Raw genomic sequence first — 14,913 nt, forward strand, 5'->3', positions numbered from 1 at the left:
CCGGCAACGGCAATCGCAGACCGGAGTCAATGGGCGATCATCTGGTGAAACAGGAAGAAGAGGCTCCCGGAAAGCAGGATGGCCGCGGGCAAGGTCAGCACCCATGCCATGGCCAGATTGCGGACCGTGGACCATTGCAGGCCTGAGCCATTGGCAGCCATCGTCCCGGCCACACCCGACGACAGCACATGGGTCGTCGACACGGGCAGGCCATACATGTCCGCCGCCGCGATGGTGCTCATGGCCACCAGTTCCGCCGACGCACCTTGGCCGTAGGTCAGATGCTGCTTGCCGATTTTTTCGCCGACGGTCACCACGATGCGCCGCCAGCCGACCATCGTGCCCAGGCCCAGAGCGATGGCGACGGCGACCTTCACCCAGGTGGGAATGAACCGGGTGGCATTCCCCAGAGCCTTGCGGTAGCCGCCAATCTCCTTTTGAGTGCGCTCGTCGAAAGCCGGCTGACCCAATTGTTCCAACCGCCGCATCGCCTCGTCGACGACGTACATGTCATTGCGCACGTTCTGGGTCTTGGTCACGGGAATGTGCGCGAGCGAACCGTTCTTTCCGATGGTGGCGGCGATCTCCCCGACCAGCTTCGCGGTTGCCGCCAGCGTGTCCGGCCCCAGTTGCCGGGTCCGGATGAAGCCGGTCACCGCGGGCCTGGGATCGCCGTCGAAGGCTTTCAGGCCTTCCGACTTTTCCACCAGCGCCTGCTCGACGACGCGCGACAGGGCCAGGAATTCCGGCACGTAGGAGTCCGGCACCGCCCGGTTCAAGGCATAGGCGGTCGGCACGATGCCGATCAGGATCAGCATGATCAGCCCCATCCCTTTCTGCCCATCGTTCGAGCCGTGCGCGAACGACACGCCGGTGCAGGTCAGCACCAGGACGCTGCGAATCCACCACGGCGGCGGACGCAAGCCTTCCGGCGCGCGGTAGAGCTTGGGATTGGTGACGGCGAACTTGAGTACGATCAGCAGCAACCCGGCGGCGACGGCCCCGACGAGCGGCGACATCAAGAGCGACTGGCCCACTTTCGCCGCCTGTGACCAGTCCACCCCCGAGGTGGCGGATTCGCCCCGGTGCATCAGTTCGTTGGCGAGGCCGACGCCGATGATCGAGCCGATCAGGGTGTGCGAGCTGGAGGCCGGCAGGCCGAAATACCAGGTCCCGAGATTCCACAAGATGGCTGCGATCAGCAGCGAGAACACCATGGCGAAACCCGCGTCGCTCCCCACCTGGAGAATCAGTTCGACCGGCAGGAGCGAAATGATGCCGAAAGCGACGGCCCCGGAGGACACCAGCACGCCGACGAAATTCCAGACGCCCGACCAGACCACCGCAACCGTCGGCGGCAGCGAATGGGTGTAGATCACCGTGGCGACGGCATTCGCCGTATCGTGGAAGCCGTTCACGAACTCGAAGCCCAGGGCGATCAGGAGCGACAGCCCGAGCAGCAGCAAAGGCGCCAAGGCCAGCGCCGTGCCGGCACCGGCCACGTCGCTTTGCAGGCCGTAGGCCGCGAAGGTGGCGCCGACGCCAAGAAGGCCCATGAATACGATCGACCCGACCGGTCCGGCACGGGTTTCCAGGTTTGGTTTCTCGACCGCCGCCACGATGGGCTCCGCAACCGCTTCGCAAGCATTCTGTGTCATAAGCACCTGTCCTGAGGGAGAGCGATACGATATCGGGCACGGGCTATCCGGCCGACCGGCCAAGACCATAAGCCACACTCATTGCCGCCGTGTGACAGTCTCCGCTCTAGGCAAGCGCCGCGCTTCGGGCCATCATGGCGGCTTGCACGGATAGGAGCCGCGACCATGAACCAAGCCTGGCATTCGTTGACATCCGAGGAAGTGGCAAGCCGCCTGGACGTAGATCTCCGGCACGGACTGAGCGAGACCGAAGCCGACAACCGGCTCGCTTCGTCCGGCCCGAATGCAATCCCCAGCGCCGGCGCGCGGGCGCCCTGGCGCATCTTCACCGAACAGTTCTCCGGCATGCTGGTCCAGATCCTGGTCGCCGCCGCCGTCTTCGCCCTGACCATCGGCGAAGCCCTGGAAGCCGGCGTGATCCTGGCGATCGTCCTGCTCAACGCCGTCCTGGGTTTCCTGCAGGAATCCAGGGCGGAAAAAGCCCTCGAGGCGCTCCGCCGCATGGCGGTCGGCCGGGCCACCGTACGGCGCGGCGGCCGTATCTGTGAAATCCCCGCAGACCGGCTGGTGCCGGGCGACATCGTGCTGCTGCAGACCGGCGACGGCGCGCCCGCCGACGGCCGGCTGCTCGAAAGCATCGACCTCAGCGTTCAGGAATCGGCGCTGACCGGCGAATCGGTCCCCGTCCGCAAGGACGCCGCCGCCGTGCTGGAACCCGCCACCGCGCTCGCCGACCGGACCAACAGGGTCCACCTCGGCACCCAGGTGGTTTATGGCCGCGGCAGCTTCATCGTGACCGAGACCGGACCGTCCACCGCCCTGGGCGCCACGGCCCGATTGCTGGAATCGGTGACCGCCGAACCCACCCCGCTGCAGAAGCAGCTCGACGGTTTCGCCCGCACGCTCGCCTACGGCGTGGCCGGCGTCACCATCGTGGTCCTGCTGCTCGGAATCGCCGGGGGCGAGAGCTTCCGCACCATGATCCTCACCGCCGTCAGCCTCGCCGTGGCGGCCGTGCCCGAGTCCCTCACCGCGCTGGTCGCCATCACCCTCGCTCTCGGCGCCCAGAAGATGCTGAAGCAGGGCGCCCTGATCCGCCGCCTGCCGGCGGTCGAAGCGCTGGGTTCGGTCAAGGTGATTTGCGCCGACAAGACCGGCACGATGACCGAAAACCGCATGACCGTCTCCGTGCTGGACGTCGCCGAACACCGGCTGGAACTCAAGCTCGGCGAACCGGACGCGGAGGGACTGGCAGCGGAAATCGCCGGCCATCCGGCCATCGATCTGCTGCTGATCGGCGGCGCGCTGTGCAACGACGGCTTGATCGAGAACCCGGAAGACCCGCATGGCGCCTACCGGGTCCTGGGAGAGCCCACCGAAGCGGCGCTGGTGCTGGCCGCGGCCCGGGGAGGACGGCTCAAGACGGAACTGGAAGCCGCCTTGCCCCGGACCGGGGAAATCCCCTTCGACGCCGGCCGCAAACTCATGACGACCGTCCACGGCCCGGCGGCGGACGGCGCCTGCCCCGGCGTCGTCGTACGGTATCTCGCCGGCGGCCGGTTCCTCGGCCTGACCAAGGGCGCGGTGGAAGCCGTCCTCCCGCGCGCCGACACCCTCTGGGTCGATGGCGACGAGCAGCCCCTTGACGCCGCCTGGCACGAACGGATCGTGCAGGCGCACGACACCTTGGCCGAAAAAGGCATGCGGGTGCTGGCCCTGGGTGCGCGCCGCCTGGACGCCCCCCCGCCGGCGGCAGCCAAGGCGACGCTGGAAAGCGGCTTGAGCTTCATCGGCCTGATCGGCATCTACGATCCGCCGCGCCCCGCCGTCATGCAAGCCATCGCCGAATGCCGTCAGGCCGGCATCAAGGCGGTGATGATCACCGGCGATCACCCCTTGACCGCCCGCCACATCGCGGAGGAAGTCGGCATCGACACCTCGGGCGGCGTGATCGGCGGCAGCGAGATCGCCGCCATGACGCCCGCCAAACTGCGGAATGCGGTGAAACGCTGCGCCGTGTTCGCCCGGGTCGCGCCGGAGGACAAGCTGAGGCTGATCGAAGCCTACCAGAGCGAGGGCTGGAGCGTGGCGATGACGGGCGACGGCGTCAACGACGCGCCGGCCCTCAAGAAGGCCGACATCGGCATCGCCATGGGCCGGATCGGTACCGACGTCGCCAAGGAAGCCGCCCAGATCGTCCTGCTGGACGACAATTTCGCGACCATCACCGCCGCCGTGCGCCAGGGCCGGGCGATCTACGACAACCTGATCAAGTTCATCGTCTACCTGCTGAGCTGCAACCTCAGCGAAATCGCCGTGGTCACCTTCGCGCCCTTCCTGGGGATGCCGCTGCCGCTGCTGCCGCTGCAGATACTCTGGATGAACCTGGTCACCGACGGCCTGCCGGCGCTAGCCCTGGGGATGGAGCCGCCGGAAGATTGCCTGATGGAGCGGCCGTCGCTGTCCGCCAGCGAGTTGATCTTCGGCAGGCGAGGCCTGAACCTGATGCTGGCGGTAGGCGCGCTGATCACCGAACTGAGTCTGGGCGTGGGCTTGGCCTACTGGCTGGGAGGGAGCGGCGCCTGGCAGACCATGCTGCTCACGGTGCTGGTGTTCAGCCAGATGGCCGTCGCCCTGGCCTTGCGCAGCCGCAGCCGGCCGGTCGGGCAGCTCGGCTGGGGATCGAATCCGGCGCTGCTCGGCGCCGTCGCCGCCACGGTGTTGTTGCAGCTCGCCATCGTCTACCTGCCGCCATTGCAAGCCGCCTTCCATACCACCGCGCTCTCCCTGGGCGATCTGGCCGTTGCCGGAGCAGTGGCCGCGGCCGTGTTCCTGGGGACGGAGCGGATCAAGCTGGCGGGATTCCTGCGCCGGGGTTAAACCCCGCTACCCGACATTACCGCAAAGTCATTGAGTAGCGGGCCGTGAGACCGTACATTGCGGCGCACTTCCATTGGTTCTTGGAGAGGGAACGGCCAGCACCAAGACTGCCACTCACCGACGCCCATCCAAATCCCTTCCTGCCGTTGCCCTCACACCCCGACCTGCGGAGGCGCCTTCGGCGCCGTCACGCCCGGGTGATAGGTCGCATCGAAAACCATATTCGTCAGCCAGCGCTTGAAGTCGGTGTTGTCGCTGAACTGCTTGAACAGTTCGGTGTGGTCGGACAACAGTTCCAGCACCACGCGGTTGAGCGCCTTGTCGTGCTCCAGCTTTGCGTTCTGGCGGTCGGAGTTCGCCTGCGCGTTCTGGTAGGCCTTGTCCTGGGCCACGCGCGCCGGAATTTCCTCGGCGATGACCTTGCCGATCTTGTCGGCGTCCTTCCATTCGATGTTTCCGAACAGGTCGTTGAAGGTCTTGATGATGTTGGACAGCTTGTCGATGTCCGGCTCGCCCTTGCCGCCGCCACCGCCCGGCGGAACCGGCTCGACCGTGGCGTCGGCGTCATCCATCGCCATCTTGAGGGCCGCCAGAGCTTCCACGCGGTAGCTGTCCATATCGATGGACTCCAGCACGCCCTTGGAGAGGTCTTCCTCCTTTGGCGCGGGCAACTTCGGAATGAGGAAGTTCAGGAAGATCGACAGCTTCTCCCAAGCCGGGTGGCCGTAGCCGAGGATCGCAGCAAGGAAGCCGTAGCTGCGCTGATAAGCCTTGGCCTTGCCTTTGAATTTCACCTGGCCGTCTTCGTCCAGGTTCTCCTGGTATTCCTCCACGCAAGCGTCGAGGATCGGGTCGAGCTTGTCCCGGTCCGCGCCACCGAGGTAAAGCGCCACCAAATCTTCCACTTGGCTAGCGCTATACACCTGTTGGCCATCGAGTTCGGCCTTCAGGTCGTGCAGCTTGTTGGCGTCCGTTTCGCCGGTCTGGATCGTCGCGCGGTAGTAGTCCTGGAACGCCGCCTTCACGGCCTCGGCATTGTCGGCGAAGTCGAGCACGAAGGTGTCGTGCTTCTGCGGATGCGCCCGGTTGAGGCGTGACAGCGTCTGCACCGCCAGCACGCCCGCCAGGGGCTTGTCCACGTACATCGTGTGCAGCAGCGGCTCATCAAAGCCGGTGACGAACTTGTTGGCCACGATCAGGAAGCGATACGGGTCTTGCTTGAGATTGGCCGGAATGTCCTTGCTCGGAAAGCCGTTCAGGTCGGCCTCGGTCTTCTTCTCGCCGGCAACCTCGAAGTCACCCGAGTATGCCACGATAGCCTTGTACGGACTCTTGATCTCCTCAAGGTAGTCCGACACCTCGCGGAAGTAGTCGATGGCCCGCGCGATGCCGTTGCACACGATCATCGCCCGCGCCTTGCCGCCGATCTTCTGCTTGCCCGCCACCTGCGAGATGAAGTGATCGACCATGATCTCGGCCTTGCGGCGAATGGCCTTGTCGTGCGATTCGACGTAATGGCGGATCTTCTTCAGCGCCTTGACCTTTTCGAAATCCGGATCGTCTTCGACCGTCTTGGCCACGTGGTAGTAGCTGGCCACCGGCGTGTAGTGGGCTACCACGTCGAGGATGAACTGGCCTGCTTGGTGGTGTAGGTCAACTCCTCCGGCGAGCGGAATTGCACCTTGTCGCCGACGGCGATCTTCTCGCCGAACAACTCCAGCGTCTTGTCCTTGGGCGTGGCGGTGAAGGCGAAATAGCTGGCGTTGGACAGCAGTCGCCGCGACTGGATGCGCTTTTCGATTTCCGCGTTCACCGCGTCCTGCGTGGCGTCCTCTTCGAAAGCTTCCTCATCGGCTTTCCCACAGATTGATTCGCCGGCGGCTTTGCCGCCCAGAGCCTCGTGCATCCGCGCCGTGGTCTTGCCGCCTTGGCTCGAATGCGCCTCGTCGATCAGCAGCGCGAACTTCTTGCCGGAGAGGTCGCCCAGCTCGTCGAGAATGAACGGGAACTTCTGCACCGTGGTGACGATGATCTTCTTGCCTCGGCGCAGGTAGTCGCGCAGCTCCTGGGCGTGGTCGGAGTGGCCGAAGATGGACGCCACGTGGTCGTAGCCCTTGATGGTGCGGGCGATCTGCGCGTCCAGCGCGCGCCGGTCGGTGATGACGATGATCGAGTCGAATTGCGCCGTCAGCGGATCGGCTGCGCTGCGCAGTTCCACCAACTGGTGCGCCAGCCATGCGATGGTGTTGCTCTTGCCGCTGCCCGCCGAGTGCTGGATCAGGTAACGCTTGCCCACCCCGTCCTCGCGGGCACGGCGCAGCAGGGCGCGGACGGTGCGCAACTGGTGGAAGCGGGGAAAGATCTGCTTACGCCTCTTGCGTTTCTTGCCGTTGGCGCCGGCTTCTTCTTCCTCCACCACGACCTGAGCGAAGCTCTCGATGATGTTGGCCAGCGACCCGCGGGTCAAAACCGACTTCCACAAATAGTCGGTCTTCAAACCATCCGGATTGGGCGGATTGCCCGCGCCGCTGTTCCAGCCCTGATCGAACGGCAGGAACCACGACGCCTTGCCCTTCAGCTCGGTGCAGAAGGCCGCCTCGGCGTCATCGACCGCGATGTGGGCCATGCAGCGGCCCAATTGGAACAGCAGCTCCTTCGGATCGCGCGTGGTCTGGTACTGAACGATGGCGTCGGCCAGGGTCTGCTTGGTCAGCGAGTTCTTCAGCTCGAAAGTCAGCACCGGCAGGCCATTGATGAAGATCACCAGATCCAGCGCGTTGCCGGAATCGTTGCCGTAGCGTACCTGCCGGGTGACGCTGAAGATGTTCTTGCCGAAGGCTTCGGCGGCGCTGGCGTTGCCCGGCGAGGGCAGCAGTTTGTAGAGATCGACGTGGACCGGCCCGTGGCTCACGCCCTTGCGCAACACATCCACCACGCCGCGCTTGGTGATCTCGCCCTGCAAGCGGTGCAGGAACTGGGTGCGCTGGATGCCATCAAGCGCCAGTTCCAGCGCTTCCACCGCCTTGGGCTGGGTAGCCTGCAGGAAGGCGAGCAACTGCGCGACGTCCAGCGCCACGTCGCGGTTGTAGTCCGAGGCCCGGCCCAGCACATAGCCGCCCGGGGCGTACACGGCAGTTTCCTCGCCTGCGGCCTGTCCGCTGCTTGCCGGGTGTTCGCCGATGCCCGCCAGATGGCGCACGATCAACTGCTCCAGGCCTTGTTCGCTGGTGTCGGTGGGTTTCATGCGTCGTTCCCCTTTTTCTTGCGTGACCGTTTGGGCTTTTCGGCGCCGGCGGATATCTGGGATTTTCGGATGACTGCCGACGAAACCGTTTCCGGCAAAACTGCCCGCGCCGCGCGCTCGCGTGCCAGTTCGACAGCGCGATGCAACTGCGCCTGCAACAGGTTCATGTCCGGGATGTGGGCCAGATACTCCGCCACGCGGATATGAGAAGCACCCAGGTCCATCAATTCCACTTGCTCGGCTCCGGCGCTTGCGCACAGAATGAGGCCGATGGGCGGCTCCTCACCTGCGGGGCGGTCGTGCTTGTTCAACCAGCGCAGGTACAATTCCATCTGCCCTTTGTGCGAGGGTTGAAATTCCTCCAGCTTCAGTTCCACCGCGACCAGCCGCTTCAGGTGGCGGTGGTAAAAGAGCAAGTCAAGGTAGAAATCCTTGTCGTCCACCGAGATGCGCTTTTGCCGCGCCACGAAGGTAAACCCCACGCCCAGCTCCAGCAGAAACCGCTCCATCTCGCGCAGTATGGCGTCTTCCAGATCGCGTTCGCTGTAATCGTGCGGCAGACCCAGAAAATCCAGCATGTAGGGATCGCGGAACACGAGATCGGGCGTCATCTGCCCGCCCGCGCGCAGGTGGCTGATTTCCGCTTTCACCACGCTTTCGGGCTTCCTGGCGATGGCCGTGCGCAGGTACAACTGGCTGCCGATGCGCTCGCGCAGGGTACGCACGCTCCAACGTTCGACGCAGCACATTTCGGCGTAGAACTCCCGCTCCAGCGGCTGCTTGAGCGGTATCAGCGCGATAAAGTGCGACCAGCTCAATTGTCGCGACAGTGATACGACAATTTCCTCGTCAGGAAAAACCTCGGCGAACTGGATCATGCGCGCCAGGTTCTTGACTCCGAAGCCTTGGCCGTACTCCCGCACCAATTTTGCCGACAGCGTCGACACAATCTGCTCGCCGTACCCGGCGCGGAGGTCTTTCAGCACCTCGTGCCGGATACGCTGCCCGACGCGCCAATAGAGCATGGTCAGCGTGGCATTGGCCGTCTGCGCCACATGTAGGCGGGCGGCATCGATCAGTCCGCGCAGTTCCGCCAGCAGGGTGTCGGCCTGTTTCGGTGAACCGGGCTTATTCGTCGCCATCGGCTTCCTCCTCGTCGGCGGTGTCGGCTTCATCGTCGCCCAGGGCGGTCAGCTCCTCGTCGCTGGCCACATCGTCCGGGCCGGGCTGCCAGCCACGTACATCCACCTGTCCGGTGACGACATCGGTGATCAGGCGGTCGCGGTATTCACGGATGAGGGCGATTTCGCTCCTGATTCGTTCGATGGCGGCATCTTGTTCTGCCGTCGCGGTTTGGAGCGTGCTCAGGATTTGATCTTGCTCGTCCAGCGGAGGAAGAGCGACACGGAAGTTCTTAACAAAATCAAGTGGCACACGCTGCTGGCCTGCTGCTCCGGTCATGGCTTCAGCTCCCAGGATTCTGAAGGTCTTGATTGATAGGAGTTTTGCCAAGAATGCCGGCCGGACTCGCCGAGCCGCCGCCCTAAGCACTATGAACTCCGTTGTACCAAAGCCAATCTCAGTCGGTAGCGCGTCCAGCAGCCCGCCCTTTCCGTTCTCGAAGCACGGCGTGATCTTTGCCATCACCACGTCGTTGCGACGAAAATAGGTGTAACCCTCCCAAACCTCCGTGGTCCTTCTGGTCTCGACGTTCTGTAGTTTCCCGTCCGTCGTAATGCACTCCATCGGCAGAAAAGACACCGCTTCATCGCTCAGACGAAGCGCTGCGCTCTCTGATCGCGATGGATTGAACACGGCAATGTGCTTGAGCTTGCACGTTTCCCAATGCGCAGGGATGAGCGGAATCCAGTCGATACCTGAGTCGCGCTTAGCGGCGGCGGCATCAAGACCCTTCGTAACCGCGCCTTCGATGACGGTTTGCTTTTGTTCAGCCAGCAGCGCGATGAGGTCGCGCTTGGCCTTGATGAAGCGGGCGATGTGCGCGTCCTGCCCGCGCAGGTAGGCGACGATCTGGTCTTGCTCTTCCGGTGGGGGCAACAGCGCCGAGACGTTGTAGAAGTCGTCCGTATAGAGGCGCCAAAAGCCTTCGACGATGCCTTTCGTTCGTCTCCTGAACTCCCCCACATACATGGGCGTCTTGAAAAGCGATTCGCAATACCGGACGGATACGCCACCCTTTGGCCGTAGAACGGTGTAGTCCGGACTGACGACACCAGCTTGCTTGGCGCGCGCGAAAACGCCGAGATGCGCCTTTAGGCGATTGAGCACCAGATCGTGTTCCTCCACGAGCTTGCCACCCGCATAGTTCTCCGACTGAAGACTCTTACGGCCCAGGTCATTACTTGGGACAAGACCGTGAACCTGGCTCATCGAGAGGTGCGTTTCCTTGCCATGCGTGGAGCGACGATCAACTTCCCTGAACAGGAAACGATTGCGGCGCGTCTGCCAGTGCGCGGGAATCTCGCCAACCCACGCCAGACCGGAATCCTTGTATTGCGTGTGCCGAGGAAATTGGTGCATCACGCGCCCCCCACGATCCGATGCAGCAAGCCCTCGGTCTGCTGCTCCAGCGCCAGGATGTCGGCGCGGATTTCCTCCAGCGTGCGCAGCGGGGTCGGCTTGTAGAAGTAGCGGGCAAACGAAATCTCGTAGCCGATCTGGGTCTTGTCGGTCGCAATCCAGGCGTCCGGTGCGTGCGGCAGCACCTCCTGCGCATTCCGGCGAACGTGACCGTTGATTCCGGTGATCGTGACCGCCGGGGATCTCATGCCGCGCTGGAGGTTGGTTTTTTACTTGGACCGGTCACGTTGGGTCAAGCCGGCGGTGGTTTTGCGCATCGACTCGCCGGTCAGGGGTAGCCGGTGGGCGTTGTGCAGGAGGCGGTCGAGGATGGCATCGGCGAGGGTGGGCTCGCCGAGGTAGTCGTGCCAGTGCTCGACCGGCAGCTGGCTGGCGATGAGGGTGGAGCGCAGGCCGTGGCGGTCTTCGATCAACTCCATGAGGTCGTTGCGCTGAGAGGCGGTGAGCGGCTGGATGCCCCAGTCGTCGAGGATGAGCAGGTCGGTGCGGGCGAGCTGGTTCATGAGCCGGGAATAGGAGCCGTCGCCGCGGGCGACGGCGAGCTGTTCGAGCAGCCGAGGCAGGCGCAGGTAACGGACGGCTAGTCCCTGGCGGCAGGCCTGATTGCCGAGGGCGCAGGCGAGATAGGTCTTGCCGGTGCCGGTGGGGCCGGTGAGGCAGAGATTGTGATGGGCGCGCAGCCAAGAGCCTTCGGCGAGCGCGGCCATTGGGGGACGATGCAGGCCGCGGGGGTGGCGATAGTCGATATCCTCGATGCAGGCGGCAAGGCGCAGCTTGGCGTCCTTGAGCAAACGGCTGAGGCGGCGGTTGTCGCGGTAGAGCAGCTCCCGGTCGACGAGCAGCGCGAAGCGCTCGTCGAAGGAGAGATCGTGGGTGGCGGGCTGTTCGAGCTGTTGTTCGAAGGCCTCGCGCATGCCGGTGAGGCGCAGGGTGTGGAGCTTGTCCAGGGTTTGCTGGGTGAGCATGGTTTTGTCTCCTGTTGTAACGGGTTTCAGTTGTAGTAGTCGGGACCGCGCACGTTGCCGTGGGCCGGCAGCGCCGCGGCGGTCTCGTCATGGGCCTCATGCGGCTGGCGGTCGAGCCCCTTGTCGAGGATGGAGCTGACGGAGCGATAGGACGGTGATTGGATGGCCAAGGCCCGCGCACAGGCCGCCTCCAGCCGCGCTCGGCTGTAGCGCCGAGCGAGATTGAGCAGGCCCAGGCAGGCGCGGTAGCCGTGCTCGGGATGGGGCCGGTTGTTGAGCTGGTGTTCGACCACGTGCAGCGTCGCTACGCCGATGTCTTTGGCCCAGTTCATGAAGCGCCCCGGTGACCACTGGCGGTGCTCGCGGTGGGACTTGGGCATGTGCTCGGGGAGGGTGGAGAAGCGGCCGGCGCCCTGGCGCGGGTGCGCGGCGACGCGGTGTCCCCGGTGCAGCACCTCGATGCTGGTGGCGGTGGCGCGCAGCTCCAGCACCTGGCCGACCAGCGCATGGGGCACGCTGTAGAGGCGACCGCCGAACTCGACGTGGTAGTCGATGCCGGGCTTGACCTGTTTCCACTCGGCGTACTCGTAAGGCACCAGCGGCAGGGGTTTGAGGGCCGGCCGGTCGAGGGACTCGAACAGGTCGCGGCGGCTGTCGGGCTGGCGCTGGAAGGGGCGGCCGTTGAGTGACTCCAGCAGCTCGTGTATGGCCTGGTTGAGGGCCGCCAGGGAGTGGAAGGTGCGATGGCGCAGCCGGGCCAGAATCCACCGTTCCACGACTTGCACGGCCACCTCCACCTTGGCCTTGTCCTTCGGCTGGTAAGGGCGCGCCGGCAGGATGGCGGCGCCGTAGTGGCGGGCCAGCTCGGCGTAGGTGGCGTTGGGCTCGGGGGCGTAGCGGCAGGGCTGGCTCACCGCCGCGCGCAGGTTGTCCGGCACCCACAGCGCGGGGGTGCCGCCGAAGTAGCGCAGGGCGCGCTGATGGGAGGCGATCCAGTCCGGCAGCGCCTGGGTCCAGGTGGCCTCGGCGTAGGTGTAGCTGGAGGCGCCGAGCACGGCGACGAACACCTGCGCCTGGCGCAGCTCGCCGGTGGCGGGGTCGATCACCGGAACGGTGGGGCCGCAGTAGTCGAGAAAGAGCTTCTCGCCGGCGTGGTGAACCTGGCGCATGCTGCGCCGCTGCTGGCCCTGCCAGAGCCGGTAACGGTGGCAGAACTGGCTGTAACGGTAAGCGGCCTCGCCGTGGGTCGCCACGTACTCGGCCCACAGCAGCTGCAGGGTCACCCCCTTGCGCTTGAGCTCGTGGTGAAGGCGCGGCAGGTCCGGCTCCACGAAGCGCGCCGGGGCCGTGGGGGCGGGGAACAGCAACCGCTCCAGGGCCGCCTCGTCCATCGCCCCGGGCAGCGGCCAAGCAACGCCCTTCGCCTGGGCGAGGCTCACGTACTTGCTGACCACGCCCTTGGAGACGCCCAGCGCCCGGGCGATCTTCTCGTGGCTGAGCTTCGCCTCGTGCTTGAGGCGCAGAATCTCGGTGATGTGTCGCATGGAACTCCTCTTTGCCGGCATGTCGCCCCCTTCGAAAGTAAAAGGGCGGCTCTATGCCTGTTGGGGTTGAGAAATTCCAGCGCGGCTGAGGTGATTCCGGGAACGTGACCGCGATTTCCGGCATCGTGACCACCGATTCCGGCCGGAAGGCCAAAATCGGTCACGATCAAACGGAATCGCCGGTCACGTTCACCCGGCATGGGCGGTCACGATCAAACGGAATCGGCGGTCACGTTGGGCCGGAATACGCAACCTCCCGAGCAAAGAACGCCTCGATGCCGCCCGGCTCCTTCAGCGGCACCTGCTCGGTATCCCGCAGATCGGAGTCCGCTTCGTACTCCACCATGAAACGATCCTTGCCCACGGTTTCCAGGTACGCGCCGTCGTAGCCGGGCTCGAAGTACTCGCCGGCCTTCAGCTTGGTGCGTTTGGCAATGACGGGGGGCGCGGTTTCATCGCGCCAGCTCACCGCCTTGTAGATTGCCTTCTTCTCGGGTGTGCCTAGCTTCTTGCCGTGCGACTTCATCGCGGCCTCGAAGCGGGCGCGGAACTCGTTGTGGTCGTCGAACAGGTCTTCGCCGAGTTCCTTTTGCGCCAGCAAGGCCAGATCGATCAGCCCCTTGTCGCGCGCCCAGGTCGCCGAGTCCAGCAACTTCTTCCGGCGCTTTACCGGTACAGCCTTCTTGGCTGTTTTGCTTTCGCCCTCATCCTCTTCGCTGTCGTCATCTTCCTCGTTCTCGTCTTCACCTTTTAACCACGCCTCGATTTCCGGCTTGAGCTTGGAGAACTCGTCATAGAGTTTCTCGCCGTACTTGGCGTAGATTTCGGCGCGCAGGGTTTCGTCGCCACTGGCAAACCGCAGGGTTTCGATGGCGGCGTGCGTCAACCGGCTCTTGAGGCGCAGCGGGCGTTCGACGGTGATCTTCCAGTAACCGAAGTCGGCGGTGTCGAACCACTTGCATTCGGGGGTGTCCTGAAAGGCCCCCTCACCCCCGGCCCCTCTCCCGCCTGCGGGAGAGGGGAGATAGAGGTCCAGGATACGCTGGATGTCCGCATCGGAAAGCTCGCAGTTTTTCTTGCCGAGGTTGCGGCGCAGCGGCTGAAACCACTTGCTGGCGTCGATCAACTGCACTCGGCCTTTGCGGTACTCGGCCTTCTTGTTGGCCAGTACCCAGATGTAGGTGGCGATGCCGGTGTTGTAGAAGATGTTCAACGGCAGGGCGATGATGGCTTCGAGCCAGTCGTTCTCCAGCACCCAGCGGCGGATGTTGCTCTCGCCCTGGCCCGCGTCGCCGGTAAACAGCGCCGAGCCGTTATGCACCAGCGCAATGCGGCTGCCCAGCGGCGTGTTGTGCTTCATCTTCTGCAGCTTGTTCACCTGGAACATGAGCTGCCCGTCGCTGGAGCGGGTGAGGAGCTTGAACTCGTTGTTGCCCGCGTGGCTGACAATGAAACGCGGGTCGTTGAATTCCTTCTTGCCGCCCATGCGCTCCAGATCGGTCTTCCAACTCTTGCCGTAGGGCGGGTTGGAGATCATGAAATCGAATTCGCGGCTGCGGAATTGGTCGGCAGACAGGGTGGATTTGTCCGCGCCACCGACGATGTTCTCGGCCTCCGCGCCTTCGCCCTTCAAGAGCAGGTCGGCCTTGCAGATGGCGTAGGTTTCGTCGCTGATCTCCTGCCCGAACAGGTGAATCGACACTTCCTTGCCGTGCTGCTCGGCCAGTTCGTGCAGTGCTTCCTCTGCCACGGTGAGCATGCCGCCGGTGCCGCAGGAGCCGTCGTAGAGCGAATAGGTGCTGGATTCGATCCGGTCGGCCACCGGCAGGAACAGCAGCTTGGCCATGAGCTGCACCACGTCGCGCGGGGTGAAGTGCTCGCCTGCCTCTTCGTTGTTGTCTTCGTTGAAGCGGCGGATCAGCTCCTCAAACACCGTGCCCATGCCGTGGTTGTCCAGGGCGGGCAGCTTGATGCGGCCGTCGGCATCCTTCACTGGCAGCGGCGCGAGATTGACCTCGGGG

General features: G+C 64.5%; 10 protein-coding genes. 1 reads left to right on the top strand and 9 read right to left on the bottom strand.

Annotated features, from left to right (window positions below; translation table 11 throughout):
- Positions 1–26 precede the first annotated feature (26 nt).
- On the bottom strand, positions 27–1,658 hold the full coding sequence (locus ABZN20_RS06715; protein ID WP_367027165.1) for an inorganic phosphate transporter: 1,632 nt from the start codon (positions 1,656–1,658) through the stop codon (positions 27–29).
- A 165-nt stretch (positions 1,659–1,823) separates the two neighbouring features.
- Between ABZN20_RS06715 and ABZN20_RS06720 the strand changes: the two genes are divergently transcribed.
- Entirely contained in the window at positions 1,824–4,538 is a 2,715-nt protein-coding gene (locus ABZN20_RS06720) for a cation-translocating P-type ATPase (protein ID WP_367027166.1), read from the top strand.
- Positions 4,539–4,690: 152 nt separating this feature from the next.
- Here the strand turns inward: ABZN20_RS06720 and ABZN20_RS06725 are convergent, their stop codons facing one another.
- The 8 genes from ABZN20_RS06725 to ABZN20_RS06760 all read right to left on the bottom strand — a co-directional run bounded on the left by ABZN20_RS06725 (position 4,691) and on the right by ABZN20_RS06760 (position 14,885).
- Positions 4,691–6,157 (bottom strand): type I restriction enzyme subunit R domain-containing protein, encoded by a 1,467-nt coding sequence (locus ABZN20_RS06725; protein ID WP_367027167.1) that lies wholly within the window; start codon positions 6,155–6,157, stop codon positions 4,691–4,693.
- A complete protein-coding gene (locus tag ABZN20_RS06730; RefSeq protein WP_367027168.1) occupies positions 6,151–7,782 on the bottom strand; it encodes a type I restriction endonuclease in 1,632 nt (543 codons plus the stop codon). Before ABZN20_RS06730 ends, ABZN20_RS06725 begins: the two co-directional genes overlap by 7 nt.
- Complete coding sequence (locus tag ABZN20_RS06735; RefSeq protein WP_367027545.1) at positions 7,779–8,924, bottom strand: PDDEXK nuclease domain-containing protein; 1,146 nt, start codon at positions 8,922–8,924, stop codon at positions 7,779–7,781. The genes ABZN20_RS06730 and ABZN20_RS06735 overlap by 4 nt, the downstream gene beginning before the upstream one ends.
- Positions 8,911–10,323, bottom strand: coding sequence for a restriction endonuclease subunit S (locus ABZN20_RS06740; RefSeq protein WP_367027546.1), 1,413 nt, complete (start codon positions 10,321–10,323; stop codon positions 8,911–8,913). The genes ABZN20_RS06735 and ABZN20_RS06740 overlap by 14 nt, the downstream gene beginning before the upstream one ends.
- Positions 10,323–10,571 carry a hypothetical protein gene (locus ABZN20_RS06745; RefSeq protein ID WP_367027169.1) on the bottom strand — a complete coding sequence of 83 codons (249 nt, stop codon included), beginning with the start codon at positions 10,569–10,571 and terminating at the stop codon, positions 10,323–10,325. The genes ABZN20_RS06740 and ABZN20_RS06745 overlap by 1 nt, the downstream gene beginning before the upstream one ends.
- 21 nt (positions 10,572–10,592) lie before the next feature.
- The gene (istB, locus tag ABZN20_RS06750; RefSeq protein ID WP_367025276.1) at positions 10,593–11,348 is read right to left on the bottom strand and encodes an IS21-like element helper ATPase IstB; all 756 of its coding nucleotides are present in this window, start codon (positions 11,346–11,348) and stop codon (positions 10,593–10,595) included.
- Between the two features lie 26 nt (positions 11,349–11,374).
- Positions 11,375–12,913, bottom strand: coding sequence for an IS21 family transposase (gene istA / locus ABZN20_RS06755; RefSeq protein ID WP_367025277.1), 1,539 nt, complete (start codon positions 12,911–12,913; stop codon positions 11,375–11,377).
- A 208-nt stretch (positions 12,914–13,121) separates the two neighbouring features.
- Positions 13,122–14,885, bottom strand: a complete 1,764-nt coding sequence (locus ABZN20_RS06760) for an HsdM family class I SAM-dependent methyltransferase (RefSeq protein WP_367027170.1) — start codon at positions 14,883–14,885, stop codon at positions 13,122–13,124.
- Positions 14,886–14,913 lie beyond the last annotated feature (28 nt).

The organism is Methylococcus sp. ANG (genome assembly GCF_040730495.1).
Classification (GTDB): Bacteria; Pseudomonadota; Gammaproteobacteria; order Methylococcales; family Methylococcaceae; genus Methylococcus.